The sequence below is a fragment of the Minwuia sp. IMCC3009 genome (assembly GCF_029909415.1).
GTDB lineage: Bacteria > Pseudomonadota > Alphaproteobacteria > Minwuiales > Minwuiaceae > Minwuia.
Genome location: NZ_CP123781.1, coordinates 1,020,619 through 1,040,159, shown reverse-complemented (window position 1 = coordinate 1,040,159; position 19,541 = coordinate 1,020,619). Strand labels below are relative to the sequence as shown.

At 65.3% G+C, this 19,541-nt stretch carries 21 protein-coding genes; 9 read left to right on the top strand and 12 right to left on the bottom strand.

What is annotated here, in order from left to right:
* Positions 1 to 72 precede the first annotated feature (72 nt).
* On the top strand, positions 73 to 981 hold the full coding sequence (locus tag QGV55_RS04920; protein ID WP_281017961.1) for a hydrogen peroxide-inducible genes activator: 909 nt from the start codon (positions 73 to 75) through the stop codon (positions 979 to 981).
* Here the strand turns inward: QGV55_RS04920 and QGV55_RS04915 are convergent.
* Positions 961 to 2,112, bottom strand: a complete 1,152-nt coding sequence (locus QGV55_RS04915; RefSeq protein ID WP_281017962.1) for an acyl-CoA dehydrogenase family protein — start codon at positions 2,110 to 2,112, stop codon at positions 961 to 963. The genes QGV55_RS04920 and QGV55_RS04915 overlap by 21 nt on opposite strands.
* A gap of 5 nt (positions 2,113 to 2,117) precedes the next feature.
* Positions 2,118 to 3,320, bottom strand: coding sequence for an acyl-CoA dehydrogenase family protein (locus QGV55_RS04910; protein WP_281017963.1), 1,203 nt, complete (start codon positions 3,318 to 3,320; stop codon positions 2,118 to 2,120).
* A 159-nt stretch (positions 3,321 to 3,479) separates the two neighbouring features.
* Between QGV55_RS04910 and QGV55_RS04905 the strand changes: the two genes are divergently transcribed.
* A complete protein-coding gene (locus QGV55_RS04905; protein WP_281017964.1) occupies positions 3,480 to 4,061 on the top strand; it encodes a VTT domain-containing protein in 582 nt (193 codons plus the stop codon).
* Positions 4,062 to 4,091: 30 nt separating this feature from the next.
* Here the strand turns inward: QGV55_RS04905 and QGV55_RS04900 are convergent, their stop codons facing one another.
* Together QGV55_RS04900 and QGV55_RS04895 are read right to left on the bottom strand one after the other, a co-directional pair.
* Entirely contained in the window at positions 4,092 to 4,286 is a 195-nt protein-coding gene (locus QGV55_RS04900) for a DUF1653 domain-containing protein (protein WP_281017965.1), read from the bottom strand.
* Complete coding sequence (locus QGV55_RS04895) at positions 4,279 to 4,866, bottom strand: TetR/AcrR family transcriptional regulator (RefSeq protein WP_281017966.1); 588 nt, start codon at positions 4,864 to 4,866, stop codon at positions 4,279 to 4,281. The genes QGV55_RS04900 and QGV55_RS04895 overlap by 8 nt, the downstream gene beginning before the upstream one ends.
* Positions 4,867 to 4,994: 128 nt before the next feature.
* Here QGV55_RS04895 and QGV55_RS04890 point away from each other — a divergent pair, with 128 nt between their 5' ends.
* From QGV55_RS04890 to QGV55_RS04875, 4 genes are all read left to right on the top strand, one after another.
* A complete protein-coding gene (locus QGV55_RS04890) occupies positions 4,995 to 7,160 on the top strand; it encodes a molybdopterin cofactor-binding domain-containing protein (RefSeq protein WP_281017967.1) in 2,166 nt (721 codons plus the stop codon).
* A 13-nt stretch (positions 7,161 to 7,173) separates the two neighbouring features.
* The gene (locus tag QGV55_RS04885) at positions 7,174 to 7,635 is read left to right on the top strand and encodes a (2Fe-2S)-binding protein (protein WP_281017968.1); all 462 of its coding nucleotides are present in this window, start codon (positions 7,174 to 7,176) and stop codon (positions 7,633 to 7,635) included.
* Positions 7,636 to 7,793: 158 nt separating this feature from the next.
* Positions 7,794 to 8,732 carry a cyclase family protein gene (locus QGV55_RS04880; RefSeq protein WP_281017969.1) on the top strand — a complete coding sequence of 313 codons (939 nt, stop codon included), beginning with the start codon at positions 7,794 to 7,796 and terminating at the stop codon, positions 8,730 to 8,732.
* A 45-nt stretch (positions 8,733 to 8,777) separates the two neighbouring features.
* A complete protein-coding gene (locus tag QGV55_RS04875) occupies positions 8,778 to 10,436 on the top strand; it encodes an AMP-binding protein (RefSeq protein WP_281017970.1) in 1,659 nt (552 codons plus the stop codon).
* Positions 10,437 to 10,480: 44 nt separating this feature from the next.
* On the opposite strand, the gene QGV55_RS04870 is transcribed toward QGV55_RS04875, so the two are convergent.
* Together QGV55_RS04870 and QGV55_RS04865 are read right to left on the bottom strand one after the other, a co-directional pair.
* Positions 10,481 to 11,098, bottom strand: coding sequence for a glutathione binding-like protein (locus QGV55_RS04870; RefSeq protein WP_281017971.1), 618 nt, complete (start codon positions 11,096 to 11,098; stop codon positions 10,481 to 10,483).
* 3 nt (positions 11,099 to 11,101) lie between these two features.
* Positions 11,102 to 12,277 (bottom strand): PLP-dependent aspartate aminotransferase family protein, encoded by a 1,176-nt coding sequence (locus QGV55_RS04865; protein ID WP_281017972.1) that lies wholly within the window; start codon positions 12,275 to 12,277, stop codon positions 11,102 to 11,104.
* Between the two features lie 138 nt (positions 12,278 to 12,415).
* Here QGV55_RS04865 and QGV55_RS04860 point away from each other — a divergent pair, with 138 nt between their 5' ends.
* Complete coding sequence (locus tag QGV55_RS04860) at positions 12,416 to 12,775, top strand: hypothetical protein (protein WP_281017973.1); 360 nt, start codon at positions 12,416 to 12,418, stop codon at positions 12,773 to 12,775.
* Between the two features lie 4 nt (positions 12,776 to 12,779).
* Positions 12,780 to 13,586 (top strand): alpha/beta hydrolase, encoded by an 807-nt coding sequence (locus tag QGV55_RS04855; protein WP_281017974.1) that lies wholly within the window; start codon positions 12,780 to 12,782, stop codon positions 13,584 to 13,586.
* A 19-nt stretch (positions 13,587 to 13,605) separates the two neighbouring features.
* Here the strand turns inward: QGV55_RS04855 and QGV55_RS04850 are convergent, their stop codons facing one another.
* Positions 13,606 to 14,439 carry a phytanoyl-CoA dioxygenase family protein gene (locus tag QGV55_RS04850; RefSeq protein ID WP_281017975.1) on the bottom strand — a complete coding sequence of 278 codons (834 nt, stop codon included), beginning with the start codon at positions 14,437 to 14,439 and terminating at the stop codon, positions 13,606 to 13,608.
* 161 nt (positions 14,440 to 14,600) lie between these two features.
* On the opposite strand from QGV55_RS04850, the gene QGV55_RS04845 reads away from it, so the two are divergent.
* The gene (locus QGV55_RS04845; protein WP_281017976.1) at positions 14,601 to 15,749 is read left to right on the top strand and encodes an acyl-CoA dehydrogenase family protein; all 1,149 of its coding nucleotides are present in this window, start codon (positions 14,601 to 14,603) and stop codon (positions 15,747 to 15,749) included.
* Between the two features lie 6 nt (positions 15,750 to 15,755).
* Here the strand turns inward: QGV55_RS04845 and QGV55_RS04840 are convergent, their stop codons facing one another.
* From QGV55_RS04840 to glpD, 5 genes are all read right to left on the bottom strand, one after another.
* Complete coding sequence (locus QGV55_RS04840) at positions 15,756 to 16,265, bottom strand: DUF2155 domain-containing protein (protein ID WP_281017977.1); 510 nt, start codon at positions 16,263 to 16,265, stop codon at positions 15,756 to 15,758.
* On the bottom strand, positions 16,214 to 16,972 hold the full coding sequence (locus QGV55_RS04835) for a class I SAM-dependent methyltransferase (protein ID WP_281017978.1): 759 nt from the start codon (positions 16,970 to 16,972) through the stop codon (positions 16,214 to 16,216). Before QGV55_RS04835 ends, QGV55_RS04840 begins: the two co-directional genes overlap by 52 nt.
* A complete protein-coding gene (gene mlaD, locus QGV55_RS04830; RefSeq protein WP_281017979.1) occupies positions 16,969 to 17,421 on the bottom strand; it encodes an outer membrane lipid asymmetry maintenance protein MlaD in 453 nt (150 codons plus the stop codon). Before mlaD ends, QGV55_RS04835 begins: the two co-directional genes overlap by 4 nt.
* A 41-nt stretch (positions 17,422 to 17,462) precedes the next feature.
* Positions 17,463 to 17,810, bottom strand: coding sequence for an NADH:ubiquinone oxidoreductase subunit NDUFA12 (locus QGV55_RS04825; RefSeq protein WP_281017980.1), 348 nt, complete (start codon positions 17,808 to 17,810; stop codon positions 17,463 to 17,465).
* 106 nt (positions 17,811 to 17,916) lie between these two features.
* On the bottom strand, positions 17,917 to 19,440 hold the full coding sequence (glpD, locus tag QGV55_RS04820) for a glycerol-3-phosphate dehydrogenase (RefSeq protein ID WP_281017981.1): 1,524 nt from the start codon (positions 19,438 to 19,440) through the stop codon (positions 17,917 to 17,919).
* Positions 19,441 to 19,541 lie beyond the last annotated feature (101 nt).

Below are 19,541 nucleotides of genomic sequence, written 5' to 3'. Positions count from 1 at the left end.
TCCATCGAAAGATATCAGCGTGCATTCATTAGAGGAAATTGCATGTTTTGATCGTTGTGATAACTCTTGCTGATGATCAATCTGACCCTGAAGCAATTGCGCTACTTCGATGCCCTGGCCCGGCATGGGCATTTCGGCCGCGCGGCGGAGGCCTGCGCCATCTCCCAACCGGCACTGTCGATGCAGATCAAGGAGATGGAGGAAACCCTCGGCACCGCGCTGGTCGAACGCGGCGCCCGGCAGATCCGGCTGACCCGATTCGGGGAGGAGACCGCGCAGCGGGTCACGGGCATCCTTCGCGCGGTCGATGAGCTTGGCGACATGGCGCGCGCGTCCAGGGACCGGCTGGTCGGGCGGTTGCGGATCGGCATCATTCCGACGATTGCCCCCTATCTGCTGCCGGCCATCGTGGACGTTCTCGCCGATGTCCACCCGGGGCTGGATCTGATGATCCGCGAGACCCTGACGCCAACCCTGATCCAGGAACTGCGAGAAGGGCAGCTCGACACGGCCATCGTCGCCCTGCCCGTCTCCGAGCCAACACTGACGGAGGCTGCGCTCTTCACGGAGAAGTTCCTGCTCGTCAGACCGGAAGCTGATGCGCACGCTCCCGTTCCGGACAGCGAGATGCTGCGGCAGATGCGCCTGCTGTTGCTGGAGGAAGGGCACTGTTTCAGGGATCAGGCCCTGTCGTTCTGCAAGCTCGCCGCCTCCGCCCCGCGCGAAACGCTGGACGCCAGTTCCCTGTCGACGCTGGTCCAGATGGTCAGTGCGGGCTTCGGGGTTACGCTGATCCCGGAGATGGCGATGCCCGTCGAGACCCGCTCCGCCCCCGTCTCCGTCGCCCGCTTCCCCGAGCCACAGCCTGCGCGGACCGTCGGCATGGTCTGGCGGCGTACAAGTCCGCTGGCCAACCAACTGATGGGAATCGCGGAGATCATCCGGAACAGGCCGGGTATCTCAGGTGTCCTGCCCGGCTGAGTCGATCAGCGCGGCGTAGCGGTCCAGGTGATAGTCGGTGTCGCCGAACAGGACCTCCAGCGCCAGCAGGCGCTTGACGTAGTGGCCGATGTGCAGCTCGTCCGTTGTGCCCATGCCACCATGGATCTGGATGGCCTGCTCCCCGATCAGCCTGGCTGAGCGGCTGACATGCACCTTGATGGCGGAGGCTGCCTTGCGCGCTTCCGTGCCCCCCGCCTGGAATTCCCCGATCACCTGGAGCAGCAGGGCACGGGACTGTTCCTGGGCAACGAACATGTCCACCATCCTGTGCTGCAGGGCCTGGAACTTGCCGATCGGTGTGCCGAACTGCTTGCGCGTGCGGGCATATTCGACCGTGTCGCGGACCAGCACTTCCATGACGCCGACAGCCTCCGCGCAGCAGGCGATGATTGCCTCATCGATCACGGCTTCGATGGCGTCGATGGCGGAGCCGGCCTCCCCCAGTCGGGCAGCGCCTTCGACCCGCACAGTGTCGAACGTGATGTCGGCTGCGCGCAGCCCGTCGATGGTGGGATAATCGCGACGGTGAATGCCGTCGGCATGCCCATCGACCACGAACAGATCGACACCCTGCCGGTCCCGCTCCGCACCGCCTGACCGGGCGGAGACCAGCAGCAGGTCGGCGCTCGGCCCATTCAGCACCAGATGCTTCTCGCCGCTGATCCGGAAGCCGTCCCCGTCCGCCTGAACCGTGCAGCCGACGCAGGCCGGATTGCCGGCGGCGCGGCGCTCCGTGTGCGCAAGGGCAAGCTGAGTCTCGCCCGCGATGACGGGGGACAGGATGGCTTGTCGCTGTTCCGCCGATCCCAGCATCTCAACCAGCCTTCCGCCAAGGACCAGACAGGGCACGAAGGGTTCCGTCACCAGTCCCCTGCCGAGTGCTTCCGTCATCGTTGCCACATCGCGCAGGCTGCCGCCGAAGCCGCCGTTCTCCTCCGCGAACGGCACCGACAGCCAGCCCAGATCGGCGAAGGTCCGCCAGTTGTCCGCGCTGTATCCCAGGTCGGACTCCGCCAGTGCACGACGCACATCGAAGCCATAGTCCTGGGCCACGAACCGGTCCACGCTGTCCTTCAGCATCTGCTGCTCTTCGGAGAGGGCAAAGGTCATGGCGGTCACAGCCCCAGCACGGCCTTGGCGACGATGCTGCGCTGCACCTCCGCACTGCCGCCTGCAATGGTGGTGGAGCGATCATCCAGCCAGGTCGCCATGGCCGTCAGCGCATGGTCCGGCACCAGGGAGCCGACGTTGTTCCCCGGCACCAGCGCCTCCGGCTGCAGCGGCACGCCATTCAGCCCCACGGTCTGCAGCCACAGCTTGTCCAGCGCCTGACGCGCATCCGCCCCGGCAATCTTGAGCACGGAAGCCGCGGGACCGGGGGAACCACCCGCCGCCGTTTCCTCGTTCACCCGCATCTCCGTGGCGATGAAGGCGCGGGCATTGATCTCCGCCTCCGCCAGCTTGCGCCGGAACACGCGGTCGTCGATCAGGGGGGTGCCGTCGGCAGCAACCTCCTCCGAGGCGGAACGGCGGATCTGTCGCAGCCGCTTCTTCAGCGGCGCGGCGTAGCTCATGCTCCGTTCGAACTCCAGCAGGTACTTGGCAACGGTCCAGCCGTCATTCTCCGCGCCGACGCGATTGGCCTGCGGCACCCGCACATCGTCGAAGAAGACCTGATTCTGCTCCTGCACCCCGTTCAGGTTGATGATCGGCTCCACGGTGATCCCGGGCGTGTCCATCTCCAGCAGCAGGAAGGTGATGCCCTGCTGCGGTCGCCCCTCGGTCGAGGTTCGGACCAGCAGGAACATGTGGCTCGCCTCGTGCGCGTTCGACGTCCAGATCTTGCTGCCGTTCAGGATGTAGTCATCGCCGTCCGGCACCGCCGACATCTTCAGGCTGGCCAGGTCCGACCCCGATGCAGGCTCCGAATAGCCCTGACACCAGATGTGCTCGGCCGACAGCAGCCGCGGCAGGTAGTAGTCCTGCTGCGCCTTCGTGCCATGGCCCATCAGCACGGGTCCGCACATGAACAGCCCCTGCATGATGGTCGCCGGGGCACCGGCCAGATCCTGTTCCTCGCGGAAGATCATCTGCTGGCGCAGGTCCCAGCCCGGTCCCCCGTACTCGACCGGCCAGTGCGGCGCGGCCCAACCCTGCCGGTGCAGGATCTTCTGCCAGGCAATGGCGGTGGGCATGTGCGGGAACATGCTGGCGGTCAGACGGGTCGCCTCCCGGATGTCATCGGGCAGGTTCGCGGCCAGGAAGGCACGGACCTCAGCACGAAAGGCCTCGTAGTTGATCATGGCAGATTCGGTCATTGGGTGTCCTTGAACCAGCTCGTCTGAAGCTCTCGAAGCCTAGTCGACGTCAGCTCCGTTTGTCATGGCCTGGTGAACGCGCGATTGCCACGGGTGATCCCTGACAAGGGCTGGATCGTAAGAGCGTCGAAACTCCAAGCGCCACAACAGGAAGCCTCCATGGACGCCATCTTCGACTTGCTGAGGCAGTATGGCCCCTGGGTCTATGGTCTTCTGTTTCTCTATTGCAGCCTGAAGAGCGGTGCACTGCCCCTGTTCGCGGGGTATGCCGCGTATGCTGGAGCACTCGATCCGGTCGCAGTTGCAATCGTCACCTTCTGTGGCGGCTATCTCGGTGATGAGTTGCGGTTTCACCTGGCAAGGCGTCACGGAGCCGGGTTGATGGGACGCCGCGCTTTCACACGAAAGGCGCTGAGCAATGCAACGGCACTGATGAAACGCTACGGCAAACTCTACATCTTTCTCTATCGCTATCCGAAGGGCATGCGCACGGTCGGCGCCCTGCCGGTCGGTCTGGGCACAATGCCTTGGCGGGAGTTCTCTGTGCTCAACGCCTTGTCGGGCGCTCTCTGGACAGGGCTGCTGGTCGGCGGCGGTTATGTCTTCGGGGACATGGTGATGGCATCAGTGGAGAGCAACTGGGGGGTCGCCAGTGTGCTGCTTCTGGTCGGCTTCATCGCGGTCAGCTTCCTTGCCTGGCGCCGCATCAACCAATTTGCAAAGCCTGCCACGGAAGCCTGATCCGTTCGGAGCCAACCGTTCCGCTGGCCCTCAGATTTCCTGGAATCTCTTCCCCTCCCCGCTCGGGTCCGGGCTGTGAAACATGTCGTAGGGCCGGGCCCAGATACGACCGTCGGCGCTCTGGTAGATCACCAGCTTCTCCTCCGTCTCGCTGTGCAGCGCCGTGTGCAGCACGCGATAGAGCCCGCCCTTGTAGTGACGGTGCGTCGGGGTCCAGTCATTCATGCGTTGAGTCCTCCCGTGTACTCGGTTCACCGGACGGCCCCAGCAGCAGGACCGCCTGTACCGCCCGTCGCATCCCGGCCTCGAAGGTCCCAACGTCCTGACTCTCGAGCAACAGACCTTTCGACGCCATGATCAGCAGAAAGGCGCGGCCCTCCGCGTCCGAAGCGTTCCGGCAGATACCGCGATCCAGCATGAACTCCGCCAGATGCGCCGACATCCGGGCCACGCGGTCCACGTTCTCGCGGCGTTGGGTGTCCACCCCCATGTCCAGGATCTCCGCCCCGTGCGGCGCGGACCGCAGCAGGGGCAGCACGTCGCTGATCCATGCCATGAAGCAACCTGTCATCGCTGTCTCGGCATCCGTTTCAGGTTCCGCCAGCCGTGCCAGCGCGCGCGCCATGCAGACCTCGGTAAAGCCTGCCGCCGCCCAGCTCAGCACGGCCTTCTTGGTCCGGAACCGATTGTAGAGCGTCTGCCGTGAAACATTCGCCGCCGAGGCAATCTCCGCCATCGATGCCTTGCCGAACCCGTACCCGGCAAAGACCCTGAGGACATTCTCGTATGTTTCCACGTCATCCATGGCCTGGGATTTTACATATTTGACGAATATTGTAAATATTGCCCAAATTGATTTGACGAAGGCTGGTTCCTGCGAACAGGCTTGCGACGCGCGGACTTCGGTCGCCCCCAATACCCGGAAGGACAATCGTGAGCGTATCCGAACTGAGCAGACGCCGTTTCCTGCAACTGGGCCTCGGCGCATCCGCCGGATTGCTGATCGGCTGCGGCAGTCGCGAACTGGACCCCATCGCATCCTTCGCCACGACGCGGGAGGAGCAGCGGTTCCGCAATGCCTGGCTGCATATCGACACCGACGGCGGCATCAACTTCATCGTCCCCTCCACCGAAATGGGCCAGGGCGTTCAGACCGCTCTGACCATGCTGGTGGCGGAGGAGATGGACGCGGACTGGATCAGAATCCGGACGACCTTCGCCCCCTACGACCCGGCCTTCGACAATCCGACCTACTTCATCCAGGTCACGGGTGGCAGCAATTCGGTCAGTTCCTACTGGCTCAAGCTGCGCAAGCTGGGTGCTGCGGCACGTGCGATGCTCGTGGAGGCTGCCGCCCAGAGATGGGACGTGAAACCCGGGGACTGCAGCGTCGCCGGGTCCGTCGTCAGCCATCCGTCCGGCAGGTCGCTGGGTTTCGGGGAACTGGCGGAGGCCGCCGCGCAACTGACGCCCCCCGACGATCCGGTCCTGAAGACGCCGGACCGGTTCAGACTGATCGGCAGGCCGGTTCCCCGGCTGGACACACCCGCGAAGATCAGCGGCGGCGCGATCTACGGCATCGACGTGAAACTGCCCGGCATGCTCTACGCGACCGTGGCGCAGTCCCCGGTGTTCGGCGGCAAGGTGGCGTCCTTTGACGAGGCCGCGGCGATGGCCATGCCGGGCGTGCGCAAGGTCGTGGCCCTGGATGACGGCTTGGCCGTCGTTGCCGACAGTCACTGGCGGGCGCTGAAGGGGCTGGAGGCACTGGCCATCCGGTTCGACGACGGCCCCAACGCGGACAGGAGCTCGGAAGATTTCACCCTGATGCTCGAAGCCTCCATGCAGAAGATGGACAGGGAACCCTTTCCTGACGCTGCCCAGCGCCTCGACGTCGAATACCAGGCACCGTTCCTGGCGCATCAGCCGCTGGAACCGATGAACTGCACTGCGCATGTGACGCCGACTTCGTGCCGTCTCTGGGTCCCGACACAGAACCTGCATGGCGCAGCGGCGGCGGCAGCGGTGGTCACGGGCCTGCCGCGGCAGGAGATCGAGGTCAATGTCACGCATCTGGGCGGCGGTTTCGGACGGCGGCTGGAGAGTGACTTCGTGCAACAGGCGGTCATCATCGCGAAGGACGTCGGGCAACCCGTGCGCCTTCTATGGACGCGCGAAGAGGACATGCAGCATGACTTCTACCGCCCGGTCACCCGCGCCCGGTTCCAGATCGCGCTCGGGGCCGACGGCACCCCGGAGGAATGGTATACCCGGATCGCCTCCCCGTCCTCCTTCCAGAAGGTGCTTGCCGACAACTTCCCGGAGTTCTCCTGGCTGCCGGTCCAGGCCCTGCTGGGGGATGTGAACATGCTGGCGGGGCTTGGCAAATCCTTCGTGCAGAGCAATCCGTTCCCCTATGCGGTCGGCAAGCTGAAGACCGAAGACGAGATCATGGACATCCCCGTTCCGAACGGCTCCCACCGGTCGGTGCAGCATTCCTTCTCCGGCTTCTGCAAGGAGGCGGCGATCGACGAATGCGCCCATGCAGCGGGTCAGGACCCCCTCGCCTACCGGCGCAGGCTGCTGGCGGAGGAACCGCGCTATCTCGGCGTGATGGATCTGGTGGCGGAGAAGGCGGACTGGGGCAGACCACCGCCGGGCCGGTTCCAGGGCCTGGCCGTACACCGGTCATTCGAGACCTATGTTGCCGAGGTGGCGGAAATCTCCTTCACCGAAGACGGCACACTGCGGATCCACCGCATCGTCTGCGCCGTCGATTGCGGCGTCGTGGTCAATCCTGCAATTGCCGAATCACAGGTACATGGCGCGGTGATCTGGGGTCTGGAGAACACGCTGCGCTGCGAGATCACCATCAGGGGCGGACGGGTGGAACAGAGCAATTTCCACGACTACGAGGTGCTGCACCTGCACGAGGCCCCGGACGTCGAAGTACATTTCGTACCCAGTGCGGAGCCGCCGACCGGCCTCGGCGAGCCTGGCGCGCCACCGGTTGCCGCTGCCCTGACCAACGCGATCTTCGCCGCCACGGGGCGCCGTATCCGCACCCTGCCCCTGAGCCGCCACGGCCTGAGTATCTGATCGGAGTTCCACCATGCTGACACTCAAGGTGAATGGACAGACGATGGACGTGGATGTCGAACCGGACACGCCCCTGCTCTGGGTCCTGCGCGAGACCATCGGTCTGGTCGGTACCCGCTTCGGCTGCGGACAGGGTCTGTGCGGTGCCTGCACGGTGCATCTGGACGGGGTCGCGACACGCACCTGCGTCCTGCCGGTCAGTGATGTCGGCACGGCGGAGATCACGACGATCGAAGGCCTCTCGACGGACAATTCCCACCCGGTGCAGCAGGCTTGGACCGAGCTGGATGTGCCGCAGTGCGGCTATTGCCAGTCCGGCCAGATCATGGCCGCCGCCGCACTGCTGGCCGAGAACCCGCTACCGAGCGACAGCGACATCGACGCGGCGATGACCAATATCTGTCGCTGCGGCACCTACAGCCGCATCCGCAAGGGCATCCACCGCGCTGCCGGGCTGGCCGCGCGCACGCAGTAGGCCGGAAACCCCAAGCGATCACACCTGTGGAAGGCGGCGACGGCGCAGCGGTCACCCTCGTTTGTGCTGGACCCGCTTGACCGCACATTCCCCGGCTTGCGAAAGTCCCCGCCGACGGCGCTGCTCTGCAATGCCGTGATCCTGGGGAGGACAAGGCAATGGGCGATCTGCCCGACTACGATGAATTGCCGATCGTTGAAGGCCTGGACATGCGCCATGCGTGGGATGTGCATGGACGCGACGATGATCTCGGCTCGATCAACCTGCTGACGCCGGACCGCGTGAGGGCCGCTGCGGCGCTGGTGAAGTCGGGTCAGATGGTGAACCTTTCGCTGCCGCTGGATGAACCGGCTCCGCCCCTGTTCGGGCGCAAGGCACTGCATCACGACATCTATGCGCTGGACCGCAACACGCTGGATGACAGCGTCGATTCGCTGTTCATGCAGGCATCCAGCCAGTGGGACGGGCTGCGCCACGTCCGGGCGCGGGAACACGGCTATTACACCGGCATCGCCGACGGGTTCGACCCGGGTCGCGGACGGCTGGGGATCGAACACTGGGTGGAGCACGGCATGGCCGGCTGCGGCGTGCTGCTGGACGTTGCGGGCTGGATGCAGGAAACGGGACAGGACTACGACCCGCTGTCGCCGCACCCCGTCTCGGCCGATGACCTGCGCGCCACCGCCGCGCATCAGGGCACGACGATCCGGACCGGCGACATGCTCTGCATCCGCTTTGGCTGGGTGGAGGCCTATCGCGCGCTCGATCCGGCCGGACGACAGGCCTATGCGAACGCGGTGCGCCACGCCGGGCTGGACGGGTCGGAGGACATGGCACGCCAGCTCTGGAACTGGCATGTGGCCTCCATCACCTGTGACAACCCCGCCGTCGAGGTCGTGCCGGGCGATCCGAAGATCGGATCCCTGCACCGGCGGATGATCCCGCTGCTGGGGATGGCCTTTGGCGAGATGTTCGACTTCTCTGCCCTCGCCCCGGCGCTGAAGGCGCGCGGCGACTGGCACTTCATGATGACCGCGATACCTCTGAATCTGCCCGGAGCCATCGGGTCGCCTGCAAACGCACTGGCGATCCTTTAGGAACCGGGGCAGACAAGAACACCGAACGCCGGGGAGGCACCTGAATTGGAAATTGAGATCGACGTCGAGAACTTTCGCAACCGCCGCAACAACCAGCGCTGGAATCGCATGTCGGTGGGCGACATCTTCGAGCGCGTGACGTGGAGCACCCCGGACAAGGAATGCCTGGTCGCCACACCGGATGCGACCGTCAACCCGAAGCACGCCCGCGTCACCTACCGACAGGCGCATGAACTGGTGAACCGGGTCGCCAACGGGCTGCTGGCTCTGGGTCTGCCGGATGCAGCGCGGGTGGCCATGCTCTGCGACAACTCCATTGAGGCCTGGCTGTCGAAGATCGCCATCGCCAAGGCCGGGCTGGTTGCCACACCGATGAACGTGATGATGGCTCCCGACATCATCACTGACGGGTTGCAACGGATGGAGGCCAGTTGCGCCATTGTCGATGCCGACCTGTGGAAGCGCATGGGCCATGCGTTCGAGGCGGCAGGCGTAAAGCCGGTCATGTCGATCGGCGCGGGGCCGGACGACGGCTACCCGTCCTTTGACGACTTCATCGCGGACCAGAGCATCGAGGATCCGGATGTCACGATCCATGCAGATGACGTCTGGGAAGTCCTGTTCACTTCCGGAACGACGGCGAAGCCGAAGGCGGTGATGATCTCCCACACCTATGCCTACATGACCGGGTACAATCACGCCCTGTCGATGACGCGGGGGCTGGACCACGAGAATGAATTGCGCGCAGGCACCTTCACCCCGATGACATTCCATATCGGTGACCTGCTGATGATGATTGCCCCGCTGCTGGCAGGCGGCACCGTGATCATGGGTCGAAAGCCCGAAGGACACGCCATGGCCCAGGCTTGCACAAAAGAAGCCGTCACCAGCCTCTTTGGCGGATCCCCGCAGTTCGTTGAGTCCCTCATCAAGGCTGTCGAGGATTCACCAACCGCCTATGACCTTTCCAACATGAAGGTGATGTTCTACGGCTGGGCACCGCTGGCTCCCGGTTCGCTGGCCAAGTTGCGCCGCATGACCGCTCCGAAACTGAGTGTCTACGGGATCATCGGCCAGACCGAGTGCGTCGTCTGTCACTGCTTCCACATCAACCAGCACCGGGACACCTACCTGCGCAATGCACCGGCAGTGAACCATGTCGGACTGCCCGTGCCGATGCTGGCCTCCACCGTGATGGACGCTGACGGCAACGACCTGCGTGGGCAGCCAGGAGTCCAGGGTGAGGCCGTATATCGTTCGCCCGCCATGTTCTCCGGCTACTACCGTGATCCGGAAGCGACGAAGGAGGCATTGAAGGACGGCTGGCTGCATTCGGGCGACAGCTTCGTCTATGACGAACAGGGCCTGCGCATCATGGTCGACCGCTACAAGGACATCGTGAAGTCCGGTGGCGAGAACGTCTCTTCCATCCGGGTGGAAGCCGTGCTGCAGCAGCATCCGTCAATTGCCCGTGCCGCAGTCGTCGGTGTTCCCGACGACCGGTGGGGCGAGATGGTCACGGCCTGCGTCGTGCCCAAGCCGGGTGCCACGCTGGATGAGGATGCGATCATCGCCTTCGCGCGTGAACAGCTCGCCGGTTTCGAGACGCCGAAGCGCATTGTGCCGATGGAATCCTTCCCCGAAACGGTCGGCGGCAAGATCCTGAAGTACAAGCTGCGGGCAATACTGGCGGAGGGGGCCTGAGCCCCTCACGTTGGCGACGGTGACGGCGGCGCGCGTGTGCCCGGTCAGGGAACCTCGAAACCCTTCCTGACCGGCTCACGCGCCCAGATGCGGTCGTACCAGTCCTTCAGGTTGGGGAAATCCTCCAGCTTCTGGCCGTGCCATTCGTGGCGCGCGATCCAGGGGAAGGAGGCGATGTCGGCAATGGTGTACTCGCCCGCCGCCAGCCAGCCTGTGGCGGCGACCTGGCGGTCCAGCACGCCGTAGAGCCGCGCGGTCTCGTTGGTGTAGCGATCAACCGCGTAGGGAATGGTTTCGGGGGCGAAACGGCGGAAATGATGCGCCTGCCCCAGCATCGGCCCCAGTCCCCCCATCTGCCACATCAGCCACTGCATCGTGTCGGTGAACTTCCGCGGATCCGTGGGCAGGAACTTTCCCGTCTTCTGCGCCAGGTAGATCAGGATCGCCCCGGTCTCGAAGACGCTGATCGGTTTGCCGTCCGGGCCATCTGAATCGACAATCGCCGGGATCTTGTTGTTCGGCGAGATCTTCAGGAAATCAGGCGCGAACTGCTCGTCCTTGGAGATGTTCACGGCGAACGCCTGATAGGGCAGTCCGCATTCCTCCAGCATTACCGAGACCTTGCGTCCGTTCGGCGTGCCCCATGTGTAGAGATCGATCATCACTCACTCCCCGTCCTTTTCCGTTGTTTCATTCCAGGCCGTTGCGGACAGGGCCTGCGCCAGGTCCGCTCTCAGGTCTTCCAGAGCCTCGATCCCGACGGACAGCCGCAGCAGGTCGTCCGGTGCCTGACTGGTGGGTCCCTCGACCGTGCGGCGGTGCTCCACCAGGCTCTCCACGCCGCCCAGCGACGTGGCGCGGCGGAACAGCGTCAACTGTCCCTTCACCGCCCGCGCCCGCGCCTCCCCGCCGCCTGTCCGGACCGAGAGCATGGTGCCGAAGCCACCGACCATCTGCCGCGCGGCGACGGCATGTCCCGGATGGCCCGGCAGCCCCGGATAGAGGACAGCGGCCACGTCTTCACGGGCATCCAGCCATTCGGCAAGGGCAGCGGCGTTCTGCATCGCCCGCTCCATGCGCACGAACAGGGTCCGCATGCCACGGGCCAGCAGCCAGGCCTCGAACGGCCCGATGACCGCCCCGGCCAGCCGCCGTTCCTCCTTCGCGCCCTGCCACAGGGGATCATCCACATTGCCCGTCACCAGCGCCCCGGCCAGCACGTCCGAATGGCCGTTCAGCGCCTTCGTGGCCGAATGCATGACAATGTCCGCCCCCAGTTCCAGCGGACGGGTCAGCACCGGGGTCGGCACCGTGTTGTCCACCGCCAGGGTCGCCCCGCAGGCCCTGCAGGCCTGTGCCACGGCAGCGATGTCGGTCACGGTCCAGAGCGGGTTCGAAGGCGTCTCGACCCAGACCAGCCGGGCGGGTTCTCTCGACAGGGCGGCGACATAGTCAGCCGCGTCATTGCCGACCAGTTCCACCCGCAGGCCGAAGCGTTCCGCGAAGCCCTGCACCCAGACCTGCAGCGCGAAATACATCACCCGGGGCAGGATCACCCGGTCCCCGTGGCGCAGGGCCTTGAACAGGGATGCCGCCGCCGCCATGCCGGAGGCGAACAGCATGGCCTCCGCCCCCCGCTCCAGCGTGCAGAGCATTTCCTCCGCCACGTCGAAGCCCGGATTGTCGTCGCGGCTGTAGACCGCGCCGCCGGGCAGGGACATGTCCGGGTCGCGTTCATAGGTGGTGGCTGGAAAGATTCCGGGGGCCAGGCCACGGGAGGCGGCTTCCACATGGCCCGCGGCCTGGGCGACCACGGTTTCCGGTGACTGCTGCTTTTTCATCTCTTCCCCGTCGCCGCCATTGCGGGCCGCTTGGGTCCGGCCTCGCATTCGTGATATGGCGCAGGGTAGACGAGATTCCAGCGCCCTGTCAGAGACCATTTCTGGCGCCGCGCGCACCCCGGATGGAGACTGTTGAGAATGAGCATTGATCGTGACGCCCTGCTTGCCGCACTGGACGCGCTGGGTGGAGTGGACGACCAGACCGTACTGAGCGCGGCCCGCGCCGCCGCTGCCATGCTGGATCAGGCTGCGCTGGAGTGGGAGGAAGTGCTGGTGGAACGCCTGCCCGGCACCGCCGTCAGCAGCGCCCCGGCCATCGAGGTCGGAGAGGACGACGACTCCATCCGCAGCGCGATCGAGGCCATGCTGGCCCGACCGTCCCTGCATGACGGCACGCGGGAGGATCTGGAGGACTTCCTGCGTGAACTGGAGGCCGGTGAGCTGGCTCAGGAAGACCGCACCTATATCGCCGCACTGTACCAGCGCTTGCAGGACTGACCGGATGCCTTTCGCGAATGTCCGGGGGATCGAGATCTATCACGAGGTCCATGGCAATGGCCCGCGTGTCCTGTACATCAGCGGAACCGGCAGCGACCTGCGCCGTCAACCGAATGTCTTTGCTGTTCCGGGTATCGACCGCCTGACCGTCTGTGCCTACGACCATTGCCTGATGGGGCGGTCGACGATTACCGAACAAGACCCGACGATGGATGACTTCGCGGACGATGCTCTCGCCCTGCTGGATCACCTGGGCTGGGACGACTGCGCGGTGGCTGGTGTCTCCTTTGGCGGCATGGTCGCGCAGCATCTGGCGGCGCGGCTGGGTTCACGGCTGAACCGGCTGGTGCTGTGCTGCACCAGTCCGGGCGGCGCAGGCGGCGCGTCCTTTCCGCTGCACGAACTCGGTGAGCTGGACGCGGACGCATTCGCCGAACGGATGCTGACGCTGGCCGACAATCGCCGGGACGCCGCCTGCCGCGCCGCGAACCCCGAAAAGGCCCGCCAGATGGTCGAGTTCTACCAGACCAGCGCCCGTGCGAACCGGGAGGACCCGGTGAGACGCGCGGCGCAGAACCGTCAGCTCGCTGCCCGCGCCGGCCACGACGCCTGGGACATCCTGCCCACGATCACCGCCCCGACGCTGATCTGCGGCGGCAGGTACGATGACATCGCGCCGACCGCACGGGCGGAGGCGATGCTGAACCGGCTGCCCGACGCGGAGATGAAGGAATTCGAGGGCGGTCACCTGTTCATGATGGAAGACCGCGCGGCATGGCCAGCGATGATGGATTTCCTGCTGGCTGGCTGAACAGCCCGCGTCTCGGCGCTCAGTCGCGTGCGGTTTCGACGTCCGTGCCGGAGTAGAGCGCCTCGAGCTGACCCTTCATCGCATGCTCATGGGCGGCCAGGGCGTTCCTGTCCAGGTCCAGCACCGGCGCCTGTTCCAGGTCGAAGTGGCCGAACTGGTCGATGCCCCGCACCAGGGTGGCGCTGCGGGCCGCCTTCACCGGTTTCACATGGGCGCCGATATAGCGGATGGCGAAGCCGATGCGCCGGTTGGCGGTCCTGTTCGGCTCTGACCCATGCGCCAGCCGGATGTGGTGCAGTGAGAACTCACCGGCCTGGAGCGGCACGGAAACCGCATCCGACAGGTCCAGATCCCCGTCGATCACCTGCCCCCGGGTCAGCAGGTTCTTCGGGTGAAACGTGTCGCTGTGGGCGATCTGCCCACCCAGATGGCTGCCGGGCTTGAACTTCATCGCACCGGACTCGACGGGCGCGTCGGACAGGGCGACCCAGGCGGTGACCACGTCCGGCGGCTCGAGCCCCCAGTAGGTCGAATCCTGATGCCAGGAGACGAAGCTCTCGTCGCCCGGTTCCTTGATGAAGAAATTGGTGCTCCAGCAGAGGATGTCCGGACCCAGCACATCCTCCACCGCATCGAGGATGCGCGGATGCCGGATCAGTTCGCTGGCCCAGGTGAACAGCAGATGCACCTTGTGGCGCATGTTGGACTGGATCGGCCCGCCCGTCTCCGCCTCGTAGCTTTCAAGGCGATGGCGGTAGGCGTCAGCGGTTTCCGGCGCGAAGGCGCGCAGGGGAAAGACGAACCCGTCACGCTGGTAGTCCGCGACCTGCTGTTCGCTCAGAAACCGCGTCATTGCTCTCGCGCTCCTCACATCCGCAGTGCCGAACCTTATGCCCTCGTCCCGACGCAGGACAATGGTATTCGGACATGCCCGCCATCTGTCGTGTTTCATTCCCATCGCGGCAACGGGATCGTAGGGTGCGAAAAAACATTGTCGCTCAGGGGAGGCTGCTCGTGGCATTCGAGGTCGAACTGTCGAAGTCGGAACGTGAACTGGTTGATGTGGCGCAGAAGTTCACTGCGGAACATGTGACACCGAACGCGGGGGACTGGGAACGCGACCGTATCTATCCGCGCGATGCCCAACTGGAAGCCGCCGCCCGCGGCCTTGGCGGTGTGCTGGTGCCACAGGCTGACGGCGGCAAGGGCGCAAGCTTCAGCGCGGCCTGCCGTGTCTTCGAGGAACTGGCCTCCGGCTGCATGGCCTTCACCTTCAGCATGGTCGTGCACAACAATTTCGCACTCAGCCTGGCCAGCAATGGCTCCGACGCGCTGAAGCAGAAGTTCCTGCCGGATCTGATTGCCTGCCGGAAGATCGGTGCCTTCCTGCTGACGGAGCCGGGCATGGGCTCCGACGCCCAGGCTGTCGCCTGCATGGCCCGCCCCGACGGTGACGGCTGGGTACTGGATGGCGAGAAGGCCTGGATCTCAAGCGCCAGCCAAGCCGGTGTCCTGTCGATCTACGCACAGACCGATCCCGCAAAGGGCTGGCGCGGCATCATGTGCTTCATGATCGAGGCGGAGCGCGCGGGCGTGCATCGCGTCGGTCCCTATGCCATGGCGGGCGGGCACGCGCTCGGAACCGGCGGCTTCCGGTTCGAGGGTGTGCGCCTGACGCAGGATGACGTGCTGATCCCGCAGGAAGCGGCGTTCAAGGCCGCCATGGGGGGCATCGATTCCGCCCGCTTCTTCGTGGCTGCCATGTGCACAGGGATGCTGCGTGCGGCACTGGCACGAAGCCTGGACTATGTCGCGGAGCGTCCTGCCTTCGGCAAGACGGTGGGCGACTTTCAGGGCATCCAGTGGATGCTGGCCGATGTGGCCACGGACCTGGAGGCAACGCGGCTGCTGACCTACAGCGCCGCAGCCCGCTGGGACGCAGGCGTGAACGCGAGCATGGAGGCGGCGCACGCCAAGAAGTTCGCCACCCGCGCGGCCCTGACCCGGCTGGCCGACTGCATGCAGGTCATGGGCGCCAACGGTTTCATGGTGAACGAGGTCGCGGCCCGCCACTTCGCCTGCGCCAAGATGGCCCAGTACATGGATGGCACGACCGAGATCCAGAACGTGGTCATCGCGCGCGGCCTGCAGAAGTCGCGCTGACGCGGGTCAGTCCGCTTCCGTCTCGGTCTCCGATGACGCTTCGTCGCCTTCGCCGGCCTCCGGTTCGGGCTCTGGCGGTTCCGGATGACGGCAGCCGACGACCCAGACGTCATAGACCGGATGCTCGAGCGGGTTCAGCGCAGGGCTGGACGCGATCATCCAGCCGGTGAACAGGCGCACCGCCGCGCGGGAATCCGGTACCTCCTCGATCTCCAGGAACGCGAAGGTCTCCGGCGGCTCCTCCGGCGGGCGGGTCCGGCAATAGCGGACCGTGACATTCAGCGTGCCGAAGCGGATCGGTTCATCGACGGGCACTTCCAGATCGACCGTCCGCGCCGTGACCTTGTCGAGGGCGCGCAGGATCGCGATGCGGCCCGTCGCATCTTCGGCGCGGGCGGCGTCAAAGGTCTCGCCCTGCCCTTCCGTGATGATCTGCGCACGGGTTGGCGCGGCCGGCAGGACCGCTAGTCCGAGCGCGAGGCCGAGAAGCGCAATCTGACGTAGTCTGCTGTCCATCGTCCCTCACTGTCACAAAGCACCGACCGCAGCAGTTCCACGGCCTCCGCCCTGGCCGAAGCCCGGTCCTGCGGTGACAGCGTCGCGAAGAAGCTGTCGGCGAACGTGTCCATCCAGCCACCGACATCCGTCGGCAACGGTGTGGGACGCGGGATCAGCTCGGCTGAATGCACCTCGAAACCCGCCGCGCGCAGCAGGGCGCTGTATTCATCCGGCGTCGGAAAGTACCAGGGGCTGAGTGCGGCACCATCAATGCCGTACCGGCCCAGCACAGCAATCAGCGCCGTCCTGATCGCCGCGACATTTCCATGCCCGCCAAATTCGGCAACAAAACGACCACCCGGTTTCAGGGCGCGGTGAACCCCCGCAACGACTTCTGCCGGACGGGTCATCCAGTGCAGGGCGGCGTTGGAGAAGACGGCATCGAAGGCGTTGCTGAAGGCAAGCGCGTGTCCGTCCACCACATGCGCGTCCAGCCCGCGTGCCTGTGCGGCAGCGATCATGTCGGCACCGGCATCGACGCCGACGACCTGACAGCCCGCCGCGACCAGCTTCTCCGTCAGGACACCGTCGCCGCAGCCGAGGTCCAGAATGTGCTCACCGGGTTGCGGGTTCAGCAGTTCCAGTACAGGGGTGCCAAGTACCGCGACAAATCCCGCATGCTGCTGATAGCGATCCGGCTGCCAGTCCTGGCTCTGCTGGGTCACTGGTTGCTGCTTCCACCGGAATAGATCGCCTGTCCCACCAGATCCATGATGTTGACCGAGCCCTGCGCGAAACGGAAGGAATCCCCCGCATTCAGGTTGGCCTCGTCACCGCCCGGTTCGACCGACAGGAACGTGTCACCCAGCAGGCCGTCGGCCAGCACGCGGATGGAGGAATCAGCGGGTATCTTCACGTCGGAGGCGATGTTGAGCCGGACCAGCGCCAGATAGGTCGGCGATTCCAGTTCGGTCGATTTGACGGACCCGATCTTGATTCCGCTCAGCCGCACATCGGCACCGGTGGTCACGCCGTTCACCTTGTCGAACTTGGCGACAAGCTCATAGCCGGTGCCAGGCGCGATATCGGCGGTGCGGTAGGCGAAGATCAGGAACATGGCCGCGATGGCGATCACCACGGCCCCGATCACGGTTTCGACGATATTGTTGGACATGCGTGTGACTGCCCCCGTGTTCGGATGAAATGCCCTGCTGATCAGCCCTCGGGCGACCAGGCTTCGTAGTCACCGGTTGCGGCGGCGCGCTTGGCCCCCTTGGTGACATGACCCGCGGGACGATAGGCGTGCGGCGTGCCGGTCAGATTGGGCTGGTGCAGCTTTTCCCATTCCCGCAGATCCGGCGCCGACTGCGGTATTGCATCCGTGGTGCGATGCAGCCAGGCGTTCCACTGCGACGGTACTTTCGAGCCTTCGACAATGCCCTTGTAGACGACCCAGCGGCGCCCGGTTCCGCGACGGTCCTCATAATAGCGATTGCCGAACTGGTCCTCACCGACCTGCTTGCCGTTTCGCCAGGTGAAGAACCGTGTACCGATGTGTGCCATGTTCGCGACCGCTCCATGCAGGACAGGACGAGGAATTCTGCGCCGGACTATGCCGAAACGGGTCTTGTCCGTCCAGTGCCCAACCACCGGCCCGAGGGCTGCCGTGTCAGGTGTCGTCGGCGGATGTCGCGTGCGGCGGCACGACGGCCGCGATCCAGTCCGCCAGCCGCGACCTCTGCGCCTCATCCAGATGCAGCGCCAGCTTGGTCCGGCGATAGAGCACATCATCCGCGCAGGTGACCCATTCCCGGTCGATCAGGTGGCGGATCTCCGCCTCGTAGAGTCCGGCGCCGAAGTGCAGCCCCAGTCCTTCCTCGCCGCCCGGCCGGTCCAGTATGTCGCGCGCAAGAGTGCCATAGAGGCGCGCCAGCCTGTGAACGATTGCCGGGTCCAGGTAATCGAAGGCGGCCTGCAGTTCCGCAACATAGGTATCGAACCCCGTGACCGGGATGTCGCCGCCGGGCAGGGTCGTACCCGCCGTCCAGGGTTTCGACGTCGATCCCAGCAGGGTGTCGATCTTCCCGTTCACCTCCTCGGAAAGGCGGCGGAAGGTGGTGATCTTGCCGCCGAAGACATTGACCAGCGGCGCGCCGGTGTCCCTGTCCGTGGTCAGCACGTAGTCCCGCGTCGCCTCCTGCGCCTTCGAGGCGCCATCGTCATAGAGCGGGCGGACCGCGGAGTAGGTCCAGACAATGTCATCGACGGAGACCGGCTTCCTGAAGTAGGCGCTGACCGCCTCCGTCAGGTAGGTCTTCTCCTCGTCCGAGATCCGGATGTCTGCGGGATCGCCGCCATAGTCACGATCCGTCGTGCCGATCAGGGTGTAGTCCCCCTCGTAGGGAATCGCGAAGACGATCCGGCCATCCGCATTCTGGAAGATGTAGCAGCGGTCATGATCGAACAGCCGTGGCACCACGATGTGGCTGCCCTGGACCAGCCGGACGTTGTGGCTGTTGTTGCGCCCGACAACACCGCCGATCACGTGATCCACCCAGGGGCCTGCCGCGTTCACCAAGACATTGGCCGTAACCGTGTGCACCGTCCCGTTGCGCTGGTCCGCCATCTCCACCAGCCACTTGCCGTCGCTGGCGCGGGCGGAGGTCACGCGCGTGCGGGTGCGGACCACGGCCCCCCTGTCCGCCGCGTCGCGGGCGTTCAGCAGGACCAGCCGGGCATCATCGACCCAGCAGTCGGAATATTCGAAGCCCTTCACGAACGCCTCGCGCAACGGCGCGCCCAGCGGGTCGGTCCGCAGGTCCAGCGTCCGCGTCGATGGCAGCAGCTTCCGCCCCCCGAGGTTGTCATAGAGAAACAGGCCGAGCCGCAGCATCCAGGCCGGGCGCAGGCCACGATGATGCGGCAGCACGAACCGCAGCGGCCAGATGATCTGCGGCGCCATGGACCAGAGCGTCTCCCGCTCCATCAGGGATTCGCGCACCAGACGGAACTCATAATGTTCCAGATAGCGCAGTCCCCCATGGATCAGCTTCGTCGATCCGGAGGACGTGCCCTGGGCAAGGTCATTCATCTCGGCCAGCATGACCGTCCGGCCACGGCCCACCGCGTCACGCGCAATGCCACAGCCATTGATGCCTCCACCGATGACGAAGATGTCGAAATGTTCCGTCATTGGCCTCTCATCCGGTCTGGACCAGCGTGCGGGGCGCCGCTGTCATCCGGACCCTGCCCGTGTTCTGGAATGTCCGGGCGGGAATATGCAAGCAATTACGT

Excerpts from the sequence above, each read along its gene's own strand:
- QGV55_RS04865 (WP_281017972.1), bottom strand. The coding sequence starts at position 12,277 with ATGAAAAAGCAGCAGTCACCGGAAACCGTGGTCGCCCAGGCCGCGGGC.
- glpD (WP_281017981.1), bottom strand. The coding sequence starts at position 19,440 with ATGACGGAACATTTCGACATCTTCGTCATCGGTGGAGGCATCAATGGC.
- QGV55_RS04895 (WP_281017966.1), bottom strand. The coding sequence starts at position 4,866 with ATGGATGACGTGGAAACATACGAGAATGTCCTCAGGGTCTTTGCCGGG.
- QGV55_RS04900 (WP_281017965.1), bottom strand. The coding sequence starts at position 4,286 with ATGAATGACTGGACCCCGACGCACCGTCACTACAAGGGCGGGCTCTAT.
- QGV55_RS04880 (WP_281017969.1), top strand. The coding sequence starts at position 7,794 with ATGGGCGATCTGCCCGACTACGATGAATTGCCGATCGTTGAAGGCCTG.
- QGV55_RS04870 (WP_281017971.1), bottom strand. The coding sequence starts at position 11,098 with ATGATCGATCTCTACACATGGGGCACGCCGAACGGACGCAAGGTCTCG.
- QGV55_RS04825 (WP_281017980.1), bottom strand. The coding sequence starts at position 17,810 with ATGGCACACATCGGTACACGGTTCTTCACCTGGCGAAACGGCAAGCAG.
- QGV55_RS04910 (WP_281017963.1), bottom strand. The coding sequence starts at position 3,320 with ATGACCGAATCTGCCATGATCAACTACGAGGCCTTTCGTGCTGAGGTC.
- QGV55_RS04850 (WP_281017975.1), bottom strand. The coding sequence starts at position 14,439 with ATGACGCGGTTTCTGAGCGAACAGCAGGTCGCGGACTACCAGCGTGAC.
- QGV55_RS04855 (WP_281017974.1), top strand. The coding sequence starts at position 12,780 with ATGCCTTTCGCGAATGTCCGGGGGATCGAGATCTATCACGAGGTCCAT.
- QGV55_RS04840 (WP_281017977.1), bottom strand. The coding sequence starts at position 16,265 with ATGGACAGCAGACTACGTCAGATTGCGCTTCTCGGCCTCGCGCTCGGA.
- QGV55_RS04920 (WP_281017961.1), top strand. The coding sequence starts at position 73 with ATGATCAATCTGACCCTGAAGCAATTGCGCTACTTCGATGCCCTGGCC.
- mlaD (WP_281017979.1), bottom strand. The coding sequence starts at position 17,421 with ATGTCCAACAATATCGTCGAAACCGTGATCGGGGCCGTGGTGATCGCC.
- QGV55_RS04860 (WP_281017973.1), top strand. The coding sequence starts at position 12,416 with ATGAGCATTGATCGTGACGCCCTGCTTGCCGCACTGGACGCGCTGGGT.
- QGV55_RS04885 (WP_281017968.1), top strand. The coding sequence starts at position 7,174 with ATGCTGACACTCAAGGTGAATGGACAGACGATGGACGTGGATGTCGAA.
- QGV55_RS04915 (WP_281017962.1), bottom strand. The coding sequence starts at position 2,112 with ATGACCTTTGCCCTCTCCGAAGAGCAGCAGATGCTGAAGGACAGCGTG.
- QGV55_RS04905 (WP_281017964.1), top strand. The coding sequence starts at position 3,480 with ATGGACGCCATCTTCGACTTGCTGAGGCAGTATGGCCCCTGGGTCTAT.